Origin of the sequence: Caballeronia sp. GAWG1-1, from assembly GCF_023631465.1 — a bacterium.
In the GTDB taxonomy this organism is placed as follows: Bacteria; Pseudomonadota; Gammaproteobacteria; order Burkholderiales; family Burkholderiaceae; genus Caballeronia.
In genome coordinates, this window is the sequence record NZ_JALQDB010000054.1 from 28,815 (window position 1) to 44,778 (window position 15,964).

At 58.7% G+C, this 15,964-nt stretch carries 15 protein-coding genes and 1 pseudogene; 3 read left to right on the forward strand and 13 right to left on the reverse strand.

Annotation, left to right across the window (positions count from 1 at the left end; all coding sequences use genetic code 11):
• Positions 1-49 precede the first annotated feature (49 nt).
• Both NCT03_RS31355 and NCT03_RS31360 read left to right on the forward strand, forming a co-directional pair.
• A pseudogene (locus tag NCT03_RS31355) lies at positions 50-168 on the forward strand (IS3 family transposase); the annotation flags it as partial.
• Between the two features lie 472 nt (positions 169-640).
• Entirely contained in the window at positions 641-1,027 is a 387-nt protein-coding gene (locus NCT03_RS31360; RefSeq protein WP_250495277.1) for a hypothetical protein, read from the forward strand.
• A gap of 55 nt (positions 1,028-1,082) precedes the next feature.
• Here NCT03_RS31360 and NCT03_RS31365 read toward each other — a convergent pair whose 3' ends face one another.
• The 11 genes from NCT03_RS31365 to NCT03_RS31415 form a co-directional block, all read right to left on the reverse strand.
• Positions 1,083-1,898 carry an IclR family transcriptional regulator gene (locus NCT03_RS31365; protein WP_250495278.1) on the reverse strand — a complete coding sequence of 272 codons (816 nt, stop codon included), beginning with the start codon at positions 1,896-1,898 and terminating at the stop codon, positions 1,083-1,085.
• A 57-nt stretch (positions 1,899-1,955) separates the two neighbouring features.
• Positions 1,956-2,762 carry a shikimate dehydrogenase family protein gene (locus NCT03_RS31370; RefSeq protein WP_250495279.1) on the reverse strand — a complete coding sequence of 269 codons (807 nt, stop codon included), beginning with the start codon at positions 2,760-2,762 and terminating at the stop codon, positions 1,956-1,958.
• Positions 2,763-2,764: 2 nt separating this feature from the next.
• Positions 2,765-4,378, reverse strand: a complete 1,614-nt coding sequence (locus tag NCT03_RS31375; RefSeq protein WP_250495280.1) for an acyl CoA:acetate/3-ketoacid CoA transferase — start codon at positions 4,376-4,378, stop codon at positions 2,765-2,767.
• Between the two features lie 60 nt (positions 4,379-4,438).
• Positions 4,439-5,290: a fumarylacetoacetate hydrolase family protein gene (locus tag NCT03_RS31380; RefSeq protein ID WP_250495281.1), complete on the reverse strand. Its 852-nt coding sequence runs from the start codon at positions 5,288-5,290 to the stop codon at positions 4,439-4,441.
• A gap of 22 nt (positions 5,291-5,312) precedes the next feature.
• Positions 5,313-6,074, reverse strand: coding sequence for a hypothetical protein (locus tag NCT03_RS31385; protein ID WP_250495282.1), 762 nt, complete (start codon positions 6,072-6,074; stop codon positions 5,313-5,315).
• Entirely contained in the window at positions 6,071-6,883 is an 813-nt protein-coding gene (locus NCT03_RS31390) for an enoyl-CoA hydratase/isomerase family protein (RefSeq protein ID WP_250495283.1), read from the reverse strand. Before NCT03_RS31390 ends, NCT03_RS31385 begins: the two co-directional genes overlap by 4 nt.
• A gap of 17 nt (positions 6,884-6,900) precedes the next feature.
• On the reverse strand, positions 6,901-7,743 hold the full coding sequence (locus NCT03_RS31395; RefSeq protein WP_250469898.1) for an ABC transporter ATP-binding protein: 843 nt from the start codon (positions 7,741-7,743) through the stop codon (positions 6,901-6,903).
• Positions 7,744-7,764: 21 nt separating this feature from the next.
• Entirely contained in the window at positions 7,765-8,238 is a 474-nt protein-coding gene (locus NCT03_RS31400; RefSeq protein WP_250495284.1) for a MaoC/PaaZ C-terminal domain-containing protein, read from the reverse strand.
• A 62-nt stretch (positions 8,239-8,300) separates the two neighbouring features.
• Positions 8,301-9,305, reverse strand: coding sequence for an ABC transporter substrate-binding protein (locus NCT03_RS31405; RefSeq protein WP_244831402.1), 1,005 nt, complete (start codon positions 9,303-9,305; stop codon positions 8,301-8,303).
• 82 nt (positions 9,306-9,387) lie between these two features.
• Positions 9,388-10,206 carry an ABC transporter permease gene (locus NCT03_RS31410; RefSeq protein WP_244831403.1) on the reverse strand — a complete coding sequence of 273 codons (819 nt, stop codon included), beginning with the start codon at positions 10,204-10,206 and terminating at the stop codon, positions 9,388-9,390.
• A 402-nt stretch (positions 10,207-10,608) separates the two neighbouring features.
• The gene (locus NCT03_RS31415; RefSeq protein WP_250495285.1) at positions 10,609-11,499 is read right to left on the reverse strand and encodes a DMT family transporter; all 891 of its coding nucleotides are present in this window, start codon (positions 11,497-11,499) and stop codon (positions 10,609-10,611) included.
• Positions 11,500-12,845: 1,346 nt separating this feature from the next.
• Here NCT03_RS31415 and NCT03_RS31420 point away from each other — a divergent pair.
• Entirely contained in the window at positions 12,846-13,763 is a 918-nt protein-coding gene (locus tag NCT03_RS31420; RefSeq protein ID WP_250469903.1) for a LysR family transcriptional regulator, read from the forward strand.
• 156 nt (positions 13,764-13,919) lie between these two features.
• On the opposite strand, the gene NCT03_RS31425 is transcribed toward NCT03_RS31420, so the two are convergent.
• Together NCT03_RS31425 and NCT03_RS31430 are read right to left on the reverse strand one after the other, a co-directional pair.
• Positions 13,920-15,074 (reverse strand): fatty acid desaturase, encoded by a 1,155-nt coding sequence (locus tag NCT03_RS31425; RefSeq protein WP_250495286.1) that lies wholly within the window; start codon positions 15,072-15,074, stop codon positions 13,920-13,922.
• Complete coding sequence (locus NCT03_RS31430) at positions 15,058-15,939, reverse strand: aspartyl/asparaginyl beta-hydroxylase domain-containing protein (RefSeq protein ID WP_250495287.1); 882 nt, start codon at positions 15,937-15,939, stop codon at positions 15,058-15,060. The genes NCT03_RS31425 and NCT03_RS31430 overlap by 17 nt, the downstream gene beginning before the upstream one ends.
• Positions 15,940-15,964: the final 25 nt, after the last annotated feature.

Below are 15,964 nucleotides of genomic sequence, written 5' to 3' on the forward strand. Positions count from 1 at the left end.
CCCGGGCGTCGGGCGAAGGCTATGCGCCGCCTGCTTGTACCGCAGCACCGGTCAATTCATTGAGGCCGTTGATTTGTACATTCGCTGGTACACGAGAAGCGGATCGAGATCTCGCTTGGCGCACTCACTCCGATTGAATACCGGGCGAGCCTCGGGCTGACGATATGAGGCAGTCCAAGAATTCCTCCGCATCCCCAAACACGACACTCGGATACTGCCGCTACACGCGAAACTGCGCTAATTTACATTATGTCTAATAAGATCAAGCCGACCACAAAACGACGCAACACTTCCAATCCACACTTACTTTCCCTGAACCTACAAAGTTCCCGCACGGCTACGAGTTCGACCAGTCACCAACGCCACCCGCTACAGCGCTCACATCGATCCCAGTCACCATTTGCTAAAGGCCTTCCCGCACCCGACACGAACCGCAAAATCCAAGCCGGACGTCGAAACGAAAATTCCACGAAGCGCTAATCCAGCGCCTTCCTACAAACCCCGCCCAGCGACCCCCATCAGCCGCCACTTAAACTCCTGTAACATAAGATAAACAACTATCGAGACGCCTGGACGCCAGCACGAAGCCATTCGTGCGCTACGCTCGCTGACGAAGCAAAGTGGACCGGGACCCCATGAGATGGCTGCAGGCCTCCGCAAGCAAGAATCTTACGCCCTTATCACCGTGTCTTTAGCATGGTGCGCGTTGGATCAGGCCCATGATGACGATAAACGCAGGCTGGCCGAGCAGGATTTGCGCGCGTCGATAGAAAGACTGGACATGATACAAGAGGCGATTCGCAAAGCCCTGCCATACAAAGGCGGCTTTACCAGGTGCGCCTCGTGCAGAAATATTTTTAGCGACGAAGGAAGCTATCTCGCACATTGGGCTTACATACAAGGTGAAATCACCTGTGTATTTCTCCCGCCCCTTTTGATGGCCTTAGGGTTTATCGTCGAAGAACACAAGATCGGCGAACGTTCATCCCCTGATTACGTTCTCCGCCATCCTTTGTATGTCACATAGCCTGCGTGAAATTCTTCTTCGATGCATCCGATTTCCACAGTCGCCCACGGACCTCTCAAGCCACCATCGTCGTTCGCTCACGTAGCGCGGTCCCGCTTGGTCTCAACGGCCACAGTTCTGCGAGTTCGGACGCCGTGCTCTGCAACTTCGGGGCGATTTCCTCGATCTGCTCGGCCGTCATGCGAACACTTGGACCCGCAACGCTGACCGTGCCGAGCGCGGTTCCAAGACCGTTCACCCTTATCGGCACAGCAACAGCCGAAACACCAGGCTCGGCCTCGCTGACCGCAACCGCATAGCCACGCTTTTCCGTAAGCGCGAGTTCCTTCAAAAGGTCCTCGATAGACCGCACGACATTGGGCCCTTGCCGGTCGGCTTCTCCGAAGCCCATGCTGGCCACGATTTGAATCGCCCGGTCACGAGGCATTGAAGCGAGCCATGCCTTGCCGGTTGCCGTCGAGTAGACCGTGACTCTCCCAGTCGCGGAACTGGGTGGCTGGTAGATGAGACCTGCCGTCGCGCCCTGCGCCTGCGCGAGCCAGACGAGGGTGTCGCCGTCCGCAACGGCTAGACGCACGAACTCTCGCGTCTCGTGCGCAAGCCTGTCGAGTACCGGCTGACAGATGTTCGGAATGCCGGTGGCCGCGTAAAACCGCTGCCCCATCACCGCAAGGCGCATGGTCAGCCGATAGAAGCCGGTGTCGGGCTCCTTGGCAACCCAGCCAAGATCGACGAGCGTCGAAAGCAGCCGGTGTGCCCCGCTCTTCGGCAATGACAGGCGCTCGGCGATTTCCCCGAGGGGCAAGGTGTTCGCGCCCTCGGCAAGGAGCGCGATGATTTCCAGACACCGTTCAGCGGGAACATGCGACATAGCGATCCAGACGTGTTGAGGTTGAAATTTCGCCGCGTGCGCCACTGACGACACATGCTATCTATCGGTCAGAAAAAACGAAGTGATGGATTCGATCTGACCGGTATGCATGTCCTTTCCGTTGACCCATGCACAGCCGAATCGCTGCGCATGGGCGATGAGCGCCGTCGGCTCTTCCGATAAAACTACATCGCCCACGAGCACGTCTTTCTTCAGCGGGCCGAGGTTGCCGGGCAAGCCGTCGCCCGCGGACATGCCAACCGGCGATGCGTTGACGATCAGGTCGAACTCGCCGCGCGCGTCCGATACGCCAGCAGCTCGCGTATGCGGAAACGCTTCGCTCAAGTTTCTTGCCACGATACCCGCGCGCTCGGCATCGATATCCAGAATGGAGATCGAAGCGACGCCGGCTTCGGCAAGCGCTGCGGCAATCGCGCTGCCCGCGCCTCCCGCCCCGAACAACAGTGTGCGCCTGCCGGAGACGCTCAAGCCCCGCGCCTCGACGCCATGCACGAAACCGGCGCCGTCGAACATGTCGCCGGTCCACGAACCGTCGGCCTCGCGCCGCAGCGCATTCACCGCGCCGACTGTCTTCGCGGCTACGCCGAGTTGTCGGGCAAACGCGCAAGCGCGCTTCTTGAACGGTGCGGTGATGAGCAAGCCATCGAGGTTCGCAATCTCCAGCAGCGCGGGGAATGCGTCGTCGAAGCGATCTGCATGGACGTGCAGAGGGACGAGCACGGCATCGATGCCTTCCTGCGCGAAGCGCGCAGTATAGACCGCCGGAGATCGAACCTGCACGACAGGATCGCCTACGATGCCATAGACACGCGTTGCACCTGAGATCTGAATGCTGTCCGCCATGTTCAGCCTCTCCCGCGCGATTCGTACCATTGCGCCACGCGCTGGCTACGGTGGCGACGCGCCTTGGCGCGCACGTCTTGCGCCAGGTTCATTAAGCCCGGTTCGAAGAGTCTGGCATCCATTTCACGCAACTGCGGCGACACCACGGGCCGAAAACCCATGTGGGCGACGACATCGCGTTCGGCATCCAGCCCCGGAGCGATCTCGATCAGCTCGAGCCCTTGCGGCCCGACGCGAAACACGGCCCGTTCGGTGACGAAAAGCGTGAGTTGCTTGCGTTGCTGACCAATCCGGGCGCTATAGCAAACCTGTTCGAGTTTCGGCACGAACTTCATGTGCCGCCCTTCCCTGCGAATGACGGTCTTCCCGTTCTCCCAGCCAATGTCGAGATCGCCCGCCGTGAGCGTTCCACTGAAGATCACGCATTTCGCGTTCTGGCTGATGTTGATGAAGCCGCCAACACCGATGATCTTGTCGCCGAACCGGCTGATGTTCACATTCCCCTGAGCGTCCACTTCGGCAAACGAGAGGAAGGCGAGATCGAGGCCGCCGCCATCGTAGAAGTCGAACTGCGACGGTTGTTCGATCATCGCGGCGAAGTTCTGGGCGCCGCCCGAATCGCGACCAGTAATGGGCGCGCCGCCGATCAGTCCCTGCTCGTTGGTCAGATGCACCGCTTCGAGCAGCCCCTCTTCGGCCGCAACGGTGGATAGCCCCGTAGATACGCCCGCACCCAGGTTGCAAATCGCCTCGGGGAACAATTCCATTGCCGCGCGCCGGACGATGACCTTCCTCGGCCCGAACGGCAGCGGTCTGATCTGGTCGACAGGAACACGCAACTCGCCGGAATAGCTCGGGTCGTAGTCGGTCGCGTAGGTCTGGCGCTGTCCCGGTTCCACCACGACGAAATCGACGAGAATGCCGGGAATCTTGACGTGCTTGGCGGGCAGCGTACCGTTTCGCGCCATGCGCTTCACCTGAACCACGACGATGCCGCCCGCGCGCCGCGTCGCTTGCGCCATTGCCAGCATCTCGCCGAATACGGCTTCCTGCTCCATTGTCACGTTGCCGTCTTCGTCGGACGTCGTGCCCCGCAGGAACGCGACATCGACCGGAATGTGCTTGAAGAACAGCCACTCTTCGCCGGCAATCTCGGTCACTTCGACGAAAGCGGGCGGCGTGCAGGGGCTTTGCCGCGCACCCTGCTGCCTCGGGTCCACGAAGGTGTATAAGCCCGTCTTCGTGAAGAGACCCGGCCGGCCGCCCGCCATCTCGCGCATCAATTGCGACAGCACGCCCTGCGGGAATGTGTAAGCCTCGATCTTGTCTTCCGCCGCGAGTCTTACGAGTCCCGGCGAATCGACGAGCGCGCTTGTAATGGCCCGTCGCAGCAAACCTTCGTGAGCGAGGTGCGATGCGCCCAGTTCACCGCGGTCGCCCACACCCACGATGCTCACCGAGGTCAATCCAAGCGGCTTCCGTTCCGCCAGGAAGCGGCGCTCGACGGCAGCCAGAAGCGCCTCGGGCACGGAATGCCCGCCGCCGGAACCGCTGATCAGGATGGCATCGTTATCGGCGACGAGTTGAGCCGCTTCGTCCGCGGTGATTCGTTCCATGATTCGCTGATCGCTCCGTAATCGGGATGGGAAATCGGTCTCGTCAGGCTGTCGCGCCGGTCATCGGTCGCGCCATTCGACGACCCACTGCGCTTGCACGCCCAGGCCTTCGATACCCAGCCGCATGCGATCGCCTGGCTTCAGGTATTTCGGCGGTTTCATGCCTAGGCCTACGCCGGGCGGCGTGCCTGTCGTCACGATGTCGCCGGGCATGAGACGGACGTATTGGCTCATGTCCGACACGAGTTTCGCGACCGTGAAGATCATGTCGTTCGTATTCGAGTTCTGAATGCGCTCGCCGTTGAGCTCGAGCCACAAGCCGAGGTTCTGCACGTCCTCGATCTCATCGGAGGTAACGAGCCACGGACCGATGGGGCCAAAGGTCGGCGACATTTTCCCCTTCACCCACTGACCGCTGCGTTCGAGTTGAAACTCGCGCTCCGAGACGTCGTTGCAGATGAAGTAACCCGCGATACGGCTCAGCGCTTCGGCTTCACTCACGTAGTACGCTTCCTGGCCGACGACGAACGCCAACTCCACTTCCCAGTCCGACTTGACGGAATTTTTAGGCAGGATGACGTCGTCATCGGGTCCGCAGATGCAGGACGGCGCCTTGTTGAAGAGAATGGGGTCCTTTGGGATATCGGCATGGGTTTCGATTGCGTGCTGAACGTAGTTCAAGCCGACCGCGATGAAATTGCCGGGCTGCGCCACGCAAGGGCCGAGGCGCACGGACGCATCGACGAGGGGCAGCGTGTGCGGATCGATTGCGCGCAAGCGCTCGATGCCGCCGCTTGCAAAGAACGCGGGATTGAAGTCATCGCAATGGCCAGTGAGATCGCGCACGCGACCGTCGCCATCGAGAATGCCGGGTTGTTCCTGGCCGGGCTGGCCGTGTCGGACGAGTTTCATGTTCGGGTTGAGCGGGTTGAGTTCAGGATTGGTGCGAGGAAGCGCCAAGGCGGCAGATTTCAAGTGCATAGACAGCGGCGTCGGGCCTGATGTGCAAGCCTGCATCGCGCAAATGCGAAACGTCGATCAGGGCATGCACCTCGCTTGCGGCCTCTTCCGTCGATGCCTCGACGAGAACGATCCACGCCGGAACATCGAACTCGCGCGTGCGCGCCTCTTCGGTGTCGAAGAAGCTCGCCTGATCCGACGCGAAGAGATGACACGCGAGCACGCCGGTCGCGCGCATCGCCTGTGGAAAAGCCACGTCGCGCAGGTAAGCTTCCGGCGTGTTGTCCGCGGCGCCCGTCCGGTCGATACGAACGGCAAACAAATAGCCGCCGCTGCTCTCGCCGATACTGCAAACGGGCTGACAAACTGCTCGCGAGGTATTGCGAAAGTACGTGAGCGTCTTCGTGGTCGCGGGCGTCGGCGCATTGAGGCGCGCCATGTATGCGGGCGAAACCATGACGTCGAGATCGGCCGCCTCGTACATGGTCAACCACTCGGGCGAATGGCCTGCCCGGCGAAAACGCCTGCCGCGCCTGAAGCCAGGAATGGCGAGCCGCTCGGGAATGTGCTCCTTGTCGTGCCACGCGTAGAACTGCTCGCGTCCTTCGAATTCGATGTCGTTCCACACGAGAACGATGCCATGGCCTAGCAGCGCGGCGCTGGTCGCACCGGGCATGTCGTGCGTGGGCGCGCTGGCAGCAAGGCTATCCGGCGTGGTTTGGCTGTCGGGTTTCATCGTGCGAGGAACTCGGGTTCTCGTTTGGCAAAGAACGCGGCGACGCCTTCGTGAAGGTCGTGGCTGTCGAAGATCCTTTGCTGAACGACGGTTGAAAGCGACAACGCGGCATCGAGCGGCTGATCCTGCGCGGCATCGACGAGTTGCTTGGCCAGGCGGTTCGACAGTGGGCCGCGCGCGCAGATCTCGAGCGCCAGCGCGCGTGCTGTTTCGAGTGCGGCGCCCGTCTCCGCGATACGGTTGACGAGTCCCCAGGCCAGCGCCTGTTGCGCGCTGATCGTGTTTCCGGTGAAGAGCATCTCCTTCGCGCGAGCCGGGCCGATGAGCCGCGTCAGCCGCAGCGAACCATTACCTGCCAGACCGCCGAGACGCGACTCGGTCAGTCCAAGCACCACCTCGGCACGACAAACGCGAAGGTCGCACGCGAGCGCGAGTTCGAGGCCACCGCCGAGCGCGGGGCCGTCCATTGCGGCAATCGTCGGCGCGGGCAGTCGGGCGAGGCGCCGCAGCACCATGTCCTCGAAAAGAATCTTTTTCTCGCTCGCGTCGGCGAAGATTTCCGCGAACTCCTTGATATCGCTGCCGGCGCAAAAGGCCCGCGCCGAGCCGCCGTGCACGATGACGCACCGCAGATCGGCTTGCGCCTCCAGTGCGTCGATCGCCTTGTTGAACGAACGCAGCAGAGCGCGCGTGACGAGATTGAGCGGACCGTTCGAGAGCCCGATCTCCGCGACATGGCCGTTTATCCACAAGGTGACTTCGCTCGCGGCATCAGCGTGTGAGATGGGAGGCGAACCGGATTTGTCCATGAAAAGGTCTCCGTTCTTCACGTCTGCTCGCTGCGGGAACGCGGAACGTCGATACCGCGCAACACGCCCATGCGTGCGAAGTGGCCATAGATGCTGTCGACATAGCGCGCAAACTCCGGAGCGTCGCCGAGCACGATCGGCCGAGGGCGCGGCAGCTCGACGACGATCTCGTCCACCACTTCTCCCGGTGTCGGACTCATGACGAAGATGCGATCGGACAGTCCCACGGCTTCTTCGACGCTATGCGTGATGAACAGCACAGTGGGACGGCGCCGCATCCACAGTGCTTCGAGATCCATGCGAACCTGCAAACGCGTGAGCGCATCGAGCGCGCCGAAAGGCTCGTCCATGAGAATGAGCGAAGGGTCGTGGACCAGCGTTCGAATTAGCGACACGCGCTGGCGCATGCCGCCGGAAAGCTGCCGGGGATACTTGTCGACCGCAGGCTGCAAACGCAACTGGTTGAAGAGCTCACGCGCCCGCGCTTCGATCCTGTCACGGGGCAATCCGCGAATGTCGGCCTGCAGGAGCACGTTTTCCATCGCCGTGCGAAAGTCGAGCAACAGGTGATCCTGAAACGCGATGCCGACATCCGTCACGGGCCGGTCCACAGTCCGGTCGCCCACGACGATCGTCCCGTCGGAGCGCGCAAGCAGACCCGCGACCATGAGCATGAGTGTGCTCTTGCCGCAGCCCGACGGTCCCACGACGGACACGAACTCGCCCGCCTCGATGTTCATGTTGATTGGCTTCAGCGCGCGAAACGGCTTCTCCGTGTCCTCGCCGAAAGTCTTCGAAACGCTCTCGATGCGGATCGGCACACCGGCCGGCGTTATATCGTCGTGTACGGAAGTAGGCATGATCGGCTCGATGTCATTGATTCAGGCGGACTTCTCGACCGCGGCCAGCGGCACCTTGGAGCACAAAAGCGCCTTGGTGCCGTGCTGCACGACTTCGCCGTCCTGATTCACGATCTTCACGTCGAAGAGCGCGATGGCCTGCATGGGCTTCGACTTGCTGTCGCGCAGCTCTTTGATCGCGTAGTCGACAAACATCGTGTCGCCAATGAACAGCGGCGCGACGAACTTCCAGTCATTGATGCCGAGAAAGGCAATCGCGGTCTCGCGTAACTCACCGGTGCGCGCCCACATCAAGCCGTGCGCGTACGCGAGTCCAAGCATGCCGTGCGCGACGCGCCGCCCGAACTGGCTGGCTCTGGCGTACACATCACTCGTATGCAACTCCGAAAAGTCGCCCGTCAGTCCCGCGAACCCGACGAGGTCCGCGTCCGTGATCGTTCGTCCGGGACTGCGAAATTGCATGCCTACGTGAAGATCCGAGTAGCGGTATCCCATGTGTTTCTCGTTAGTCGTGATTCGATATCCGTCGTGCGAAAAAGTCTGTCCGAACGGACGGCTCATTTGCACGCGCGCAACTGGTTCGCCGGCGGCAAGAAGTCGTCCGTGTAGTACGTTTTCGGATTCTGTCCGGCGGGAAGCAATTTGACCTGTGCGAGCAGATCTTGCGTCCTGGTCCATGACGCATCCTCGGCCTTGCCTACGCTTTTGGCGCCGCCGCTGCAGAACAACGGCGTGATGGCGGCCAACTCGGCGGTAGCGAGCTTCTCGTTGACGTTGGGGAACACCGTCTTGAGATCCTTTACCGCCTTCGCCGGGTTATCCATGGCGAAGCTCCATCCTTTCAGGCTCGCGGCAACGAACTTCTTCACGAGATCCGGATTGGCCTTTAGATATTCGTTGGATGCGAAAATCGACGTGCTCACCGTCGGAACGCCATAATCCGCAAACCGGAAATTCACGAGTTCGGCGCCCTGGGCTTCGAGTTGCAACTGGTAGGAATCCATGGAACCTAGGATCGCATCGACCTGGCCTTGCAGCAGCGCGGGCACCATGCTTGCCACGGGCATGCTGATGAGCGTCACGTCCGACTCCTTGAGGCCATTTGCCTGCAGGAAAAGCGGAAGCATGGTCGTTTGCGAGGAGCCGGAAGGAACGCCCACTTTGTGCCCGGCGAGATCCTTGATCGATTTGATGCCCGACTTCTTCAATGCCGACACTTCGTTCGGGTTCGATTGATAGATCGTGGCGATGACTCGCATCGGCGCGCCCTTGGCAATCAGCTGGCTCACGGCAACAGCGTCGGCATAGGCAAGTTGAGCGCGCCCGTTTGCGACGAGTTGCGCCGTATTGCCGGAGCCGTTGCCTTCGGTCACTTTCACGTCGAGCCCGACCTGCTTATAGAACCCTTCCGCCACCGCTGCCGCAAAACCGGCGTTCGCGCCGCCTGCGGTCCAGTTCAGCTGGAAAGGAACCTCGGTGTCGGCGACGGCCGTCCCGCATAGACCCGTCGCGAGCGCGCAAGTCAAGATTGCCGAAGACAGTTTGCCGATGGTGCTGCGCATAGTCGCGCTCCCTGTGTAGTTGGACCCGCTCGGTCCGTTTGTTGTAGGCGACTGGCCTCAGGCCAATGCGCGAGCGTTGACCTCAGTTGAACTTCGCACGTTGCCACGGCGTCATGGCCCATTCGGCGAATTCGACGACATAGTTGATCGCAATGCCGATCAGCGTGAGGACGGCAAGGACGGCGAAGGTCAGTTCGACATCCATCGTGCTGGTCCCGCGCAGGAGCACGTAGCCCAGACCTTTGTTCGAGCCGACGAACTCGGCGACGATTGCCGCGGTGGACGCGATCGTGGCGGAAGTCTTGATACCCGAGAAAATCACGGGCAGCGCCGCGGGAAGGCGAAGGAAGCGGAAGGTCTGCCAGGACGATGCGCCCATCGACTTCGTCAGATACAGCAAGCGAGTGTCGAGAATCTGGAATCCGCTGATGCTCGCGAGCAAGAGCGGGAAAAAGGTCATCAACACGGTCAAGAGCACCTTGGACTCCATGCCGAATCCAAGCCACACGAGAAAGAGCGGCGCGACCGCGATCTTCGGCACCAGCTGCATAAACATGAGCGGCGGATACACGATCTGCCGCGCAACCCGCGAAAGCGCGATTGCAAGACCAAGCGGGATGGCGGTCACCACCGTTACGCCGAAGCCCAGCAAAATCTCCGCGATGGTGATGAGCGAGTTCGACCAGATATCCCGCCAGTCGGTGACGATGCGCGCGAACACCCCCGCCGGGCTAGGCACCAGATAAGGCGGGATCTTGAATACAGGTATGGCAACCGCCCACAGCACGATGAGCGCAATGAACGTCGACGGTGGCAGGCATAGCCAGCCGATCCGCTTCGCGCGCCTTAGCGCCGCCGAAGGTGGATGGGTCGCCGGTGCTCGCGCCGATGCTTGATTCATGAAGAACGCTCCCGAAGCAGAACTTTTTCGATGCCTTGATAAACGGCAACCGCATGAAGATTCAGCGCCGTTCTTAGATTGAATGTCGTTCAATCTTGGTTGGTTGAACATTGGGGCAAACCCAAAGAACTGTAAGTTTGGGAAGGAACTTCGGTCGCTTGCGGATAAAGGTGGCCGGTGAGCCTTACGCTGATTTCTCAGTCGACGGCTTCATCGCTGGCGGGACGGATTTCGATGATCAACGCTGTCGCTGCGGGCTGATGTACGTGAACATCGATGTGGGATTTGAAGCAGATGGGTCGATGAATCTCGTTGTCGACGTTATTCCGCGCGGATGCGTTTCATCGTTCTATCGTCGCGGGAAGGAGTGCGCTGCATTGGAAAACGCGATGGGCAACCAACTTACTGGGCTATCGCGCGCCGCAGTTTGATCGGCGCCCATCCCGTTTTGACGCCGAGAATACCCAGCAGCACCAGTCCCGCGCCGAGCCATTGACCCATGCTGAATTTGTGGCCGTAGACGAGGTAGTCGAATGCAGCGGCGGACAGCGGGTAGATGAACGAAAGTATTGCGATCGCCTTGACGCTGAGTTTCTGATACGCGGAGAACACCAGGCAGTAAAGAAAAAACGTGTGAACGACGCCGAGGGTCGCGAGGCAAGCCCATTCGCTTGTGCTCGTCGGCAAAACCGAGAAATCGGCGAGCGGAGCGAGTAACAGCGAGCCCACCGCTGTCTGCACCAGGACGACGACAGCGGGAGGAACGCCCGCGGAAGCCTTAGACAACAACACTGTGCCGGCGTACAGCGCGGAGGCTGAGAGCGTCAGAACGACGCCGGCAAACACGTTCGAGCCCAGCATTAGAGCGCCATTGGCGGCCCCGACCAGGCAGACCAAACCGGCGAACGCCACGGCCGACCATAAGATGTCGTTCCGGCTTACCGCTTGCCGGAGGACCACGGCGCCGCCCAAAATCACCAGGAACGGGTTGACGTGGTAAATGACCGTAGCCAGCCCGATGTCGATAAGCGGATACGCTTTGAACAGCAGCAACCAATTTAGAACGAGAAAGATCCCCGAGACGATGATGGGCAAAAGCAGCCGGACTTGAAAATACTCTCGGCGGATAAGGCCACGGGCAGCGCAATACGGAATCAGGCAAATGAAGGCGATAATACATCTGAAGAAAACGACGTTCGCGGGTGGCTGATTCGAGGAAACGACGAAAATGCCGATGCTTCCCGAAAGAAGCATGGCAAAGACAAGTTCCAAGATTCCGCGACGCTCTTTCATTGCCCTTCCCTGCTAAATTACCTGAAATCTACAGACTTCTTTTAATACCGCCCAACGAATTATCCTGATGGCGGCCATTCACCATAGAGATGAGTTCGGCCGGAAGTAAAGGCACCTCGGACGGCCTACGTGAACGGTCTCCGATGACTCATTCGCGTCGCTGATATGCCTAATGAAGTTTATGAATTGGCCGTTAGAAAGCACGCATACGAAAATTTGTCACAAGACGTTTCGCCTTTTGCGCGGGCGTATGTTGTGACGCGTAGCGTTCGCCTTGCGTGAGCGTTCCCAGATTCGTTGAAGTCGGAGGGAGCGACTGGAGCGACAGCGTATCGCTTATCTCGTTTGCGCGTGAGGGACCTGAGAGAGCAGTCGATAAGCAAGCAGAGCCTTGTCTGCCCTGCGCCCCGGTCGGTCGCCAAGCCGGCCGGGGCGCAGGAATCAATCTTAGCTTCCCTTCTTCGTTTATCGTGACTCGCGCATTTCGGCGTCCGTGAACAACCTTCTGTTCCTCTCTTTTCCGCACTTGCAGGCTTCGTCGGCGCGCGGTGCTAGTGTGTTTTCTCGATGCTGCTGAATTCGTCGATTTGCCCGCTTCGATTATTCATATGAACTCGTCGCTTTTAACCGCGATTGGACGGCTCATACGCATTTAAGCTATAGATTGACGCTCGACTTGTTACCGATTTGGATCTGCGGCGCCCTCAAATAAAGCTATTGGCCAATCTTCCTTCTTTTTAAGTCGATGCAAGGATCAATAGCAGCTCTTAAATAAGCTTCGAGCCTTTACTTTACAAAGATCGATGCTGCCATACTACGCCCTTTACAGATGGCCATCGCTGGATCGCTCCCGTTCATCAACACTGAGCAACCGCTCATCAAGAAGCTTTGCCTTATTCAAAGGCCAAAATTGCTGAATATAACCTTGACGACGCCCCACCATTTTTGGCGTTGATAATATGATGGAGCTAACCTTTGAGGATGCCTCGATTTTCGCGGTTTTCGTTTAGGCGCCACCGTGCGATCTACGGCGATAGAAGCGCCTGACGGGTTGCATCAGGTGAAGGTCCGTATCAAGCAGGTAAGAACTAAATTATTAATCATACTAAAACTAGGCGGCGGTGAATTTTATAACTGACTGGGCGGTTTTACGAGGTAAAATACCTGAATCCACTGAGTATAACTTTCGTTATTTTGCGTTTACAAGGTCGAACGGAGCAGACTCAACTACTGCGGCCGTGCAGATTCGAACTTGGTTAAGCACGTAGGCGCACTGGATGTTTGATCGACATGAGAGAAATCGCCGTAGCCGACTTGGCGCACGCGTTGTTTAGGGAGAAGGCCAGGTGAGGCCACAAGACTTTGATTTAGATCTTGTCCGAGCGTTCGTTGCGGTCGCGGACACGCGCAACTTCACGCAGGCGGCCGCGCGTCTTCATCGTACTCAGTCGGCTGTGAGTATGAAGATCAAGCGTCTCGAAGAATCGATAGGCGAGCGCCTGTTCGAAAGAGACACCGTCGCCGTAACGCTAACCTCGATTGGCGAGCGGTTCGTCGGAATCGCCCAACGGCTGATCGAAGCGCATGAAGACGCGTTTCTCTCGCTCAAGCATAGCCTTGCGGCCGGCAAACTCACGCTCGCGACTTCAGAAACATTCGCGTCGTGCTTGTTGCCGCCCATTCTCGGCGCGATTGGGACGACGTTTCCCAACATCGAAATGGAAATCCGCTGCGGCCATAGCTGGAAGATGCTTGAGTCCATGGAGACTGAAAACATCGACCTGGTTATCGCGACGAAATATCCCTCTCGCCCCGACGGCGTGCCCTTGGGACATGAGCGTTTGATGTGGGTCTGCAAACAGGGTAGCGACGTCTATCAGCAAAAGCCTGTGCCGCTGGCGGTGTTTCCAGACGGATGCCTTTATCGGCGCGCGGGAATCGCAGCGCTCGACGCGAAAAAGAAAGATTGGCGCATTGCCTACACGAGTTTGAATCACGAGGGACTTCTCGCTGCCGTGGAAGCCGGCAGTGCCGTGTCGATCATGATCGAGAGCGCCGTGACCGAGCATCACCGGGTTTTGGAACCTTCGGACGGTTTTCCAACGTTGGAGCCGACCGCGATTGAATTGTATTCACGCCGATCCGATGTATCACCGGTCGTTCGCAACGTCTCCGAAATCATCCGCAAGCATTTTGCGGCACGTCTGTGCGAGCGCAAAGTCAGCACGATACAGTCTTTAACTGCTCCGGCGATTATCGACTGACGAGCCGAGATAAGCCATCTTCGGATGTCCGGGCTGACGGCTTCATCGCGCCTACTCGCCTACGCGCGGTGACAAAAAATGCGTCTTTGTCTCGATGCCAGTACGGTGAGCCTTTAGGCGCGACACGCTTTTCGGCGGTCTCGTCTTGATACGGCTTCAGATTTCCGCTTCGCTCGCCGCGTCTGAAGTACCGGCATCGACATGCGAAGCTGTCTTAGCCATTCCATTGAAGACATGCGCGATCGCATTGTGAAGACCCCAGAACTCCTGGTAAGGAGGCCAACGTGAGTCACCCGATCTCAGGTCTTCTTCTCGTGCGTACGTTGCGGTAGTCCAGCGCAAGGTAGATGGCATTCGATGATGAAAATCGTGTTGCGATAGATCGCCGGGAATGACAAACAAACGGACTGGCAAATGGTAAATCGCGTGTTCGACGGTCCATGCAATCCAGGACAAAACGTAAAGCGCGACATGCCTTTCGTCCCGCTCAGGAGTTCTTCGTCCGCAAAAACGCCCCCACGAATGCGTCGCATGAATGTACTTAGGCTGATCCCACCTTTGCGCCGGCACAAACCACGCGTGCTCGCTGATAAACTCAAGCAGCACGCTTATTTGGTAAAGAACAACGATTGGAAACAGCAGGCCGAAAACCAGCGTTGTTACGGGGCAGAGTTCAATTGCGCCCCAACACGCTAGTGCACCGCCAGCCACAGCGATTGGCTTGAATTTCGGTGGCAGATTTCGAACCAGGCTCATGAGCCTATGCATGAAGAACGAGGCGTGGAATCGCGGCGACAGCAGAGTGACGAAGAGCTTAAGCCAGAGTGCCCTGACCGACATTCCAGACTTAAAGCCAGCGCGCCATAAAAAGGCGCCAGCCGGATCACTGATCGTGGTGAATACAGCAGGCCGATGATGCTGGTTGAAGTGCTCTTCACGATAGTCACTCGCGGTCTGCGTCAGCGTCATTACTGCGAGAAGATCGGCGATGAAAAGATCACGAGAAGCTACCCCTGTAAAGCGACCGTGAATGCACTGGTGCGCGACCGTGCTGATCATGCGACGCGCTCCATTCACCGCCATGATCCAGCCGCACAATAGCGCGAGAATGAAGCACGGACCTCCGGTCCTGAAGGCAATGACGGCAAGCAAGAGACCCGTCACATAAGTCGCCACCGCACTCAAGGCGTAAAGCGTCGGCGTCGGTTCGAACAGAGGTGTTTGTCCGGGCGCCGGCTTTCCTGTCAACCAGGTCCAGAACCTGGCTGTCCACCACGGAAATACCTGATAACTTTCACGCGTCGAGGCCAATTCGCACCTCGTCTTGCAGCGTGAAGCGCTCGCCAACGCTGCGTTTGTCGCGGAGGAAACGAACATAGCGATCTGCCTTCGATCGCAACGAGGCGTCGCGCGAATGTTCCGCTACGTAAGGCAGCCACTCGAAGAACTCGGCGATATGCGCTTGCCGAAAGAAATGGACTTTCGATAAAAGCCCAACCGCCTGATGAAAGTTTGCAAGAGTGAGCGTGGCGGCGAGTGAACGAAGCTCTTCCTGGAATGAATCACCCAGAGGCATTCGCTGCACGACTTCGGGCCGATTCGCGACGCGCCCGGTTGAACCCGCACGGGCTTTGAAGACGCTCTCGATGGGCAGCTTACCCAAATCAAAGTCGAGACAAAGATTCAAGCGGCGCCCAGCCGAGTAATTGATGGCCGAATGCAGATTCGATGCATCGAGAAACCAGATCTCGTCTGGACGCATGCGAAAGACCGTGTCGCCATCGGAATGCAGACAGATACGATTCGTCAGTAACGGTACATGCACACGAGTCCATGGCGCAGCCGCGAATTCCACAAAATCTCTGTGGGGAACCAACACGCCGTCGCCAAGCGAATGAATTCGAGCAAGTCGAAGCAACGACGTGTCGAACGTCGCGCTTATCCAATCGTTGAGCGCAGGGAGAAGATTCCCGCGTGATGTCGGCCTGACCGATGACCCGCGTTCTAGCACGACGCCATCGTCGTCGCTTCCTGTTTGATTCCAAATGACGAAGCTCTTCCAGTCTCCGAAGTGAAACTCGCTGTAGTGCTTGTTGTCATCGGTAAAGGCAAGAACTGCGTTGAGTTCGCACGGAGCCATAATAAAGTGCGACTTACCAATTATTCGCGAATTCATCGATTGTTTAGGCCGAGTTGAGCCA

Excerpts from the sequence above, each read along its gene's own strand:
- NCT03_RS31365 (WP_250495278.1), bottom strand. The coding sequence starts at position 1,898 with ATGTCGCATGTTCCCGCTGAACGGTGTCTGGAAATCATCGCGCTCCTT.
- NCT03_RS31415 (WP_250495285.1), bottom strand. The coding sequence starts at position 11,499 with ATGAAAGAGCGTCGCGGAATCTTGGAACTTGTCTTTGCCATGCTTCTT.
- NCT03_RS31430 (WP_250495287.1), bottom strand. The coding sequence starts at position 15,939 with ATGAATTCGCGAATAATTGGTAAGTCGCACTTTATTATGGCTCCGTGC.
- NCT03_RS31385 (WP_250495282.1), bottom strand. The coding sequence starts at position 6,074 with ATGAAACCCGACAGCCAAACCACGCCGGATAGCCTTGCTGCCAGCGCG.
- NCT03_RS31375 (WP_250495280.1), bottom strand. The coding sequence starts at position 4,378 with ATGGAACGAATCACCGCGGACGAAGCGGCTCAACTCGTCGCCGATAAC.
- NCT03_RS31360 (WP_250495277.1), top strand. The coding sequence starts at position 641 with ATGGCTGCAGGCCTCCGCAAGCAAGAATCTTACGCCCTTATCACCGTG.
- NCT03_RS31410 (WP_244831403.1), bottom strand. The coding sequence starts at position 10,206 with ATGAATCAAGCATCGGCGCGAGCACCGGCGACCCATCCACCTTCGGCG.
- NCT03_RS31395 (WP_250469898.1), bottom strand. The coding sequence starts at position 7,743 with ATGCCTACTTCCGTACACGACGATATAACGCCGGCCGGTGTGCCGATC.
- NCT03_RS31390 (WP_250495283.1), bottom strand. The coding sequence starts at position 6,883 with ATGGACAAATCCGGTTCGCCTCCCATCTCACACGCTGATGCCGCGAGC.
- NCT03_RS31370 (WP_250495279.1), bottom strand. The coding sequence starts at position 2,762 with ATGGCGGACAGCATTCAGATCTCAGGTGCAACGCGTGTCTATGGCATC.
- NCT03_RS31380 (WP_250495281.1), bottom strand. The coding sequence starts at position 5,290 with ATGAAACTCGTCCGACACGGCCAGCCCGGCCAGGAACAACCCGGCATT.
- NCT03_RS31405 (WP_244831402.1), bottom strand. The coding sequence starts at position 9,305 with ATGCGCAGCACCATCGGCAAACTGTCTTCGGCAATCTTGACTTGCGCG.
- NCT03_RS31400 (WP_250495284.1), bottom strand. The coding sequence starts at position 8,238 with ATGGGATACCGCTACTCGGATCTTCACGTAGGCATGCAATTTCGCAGT.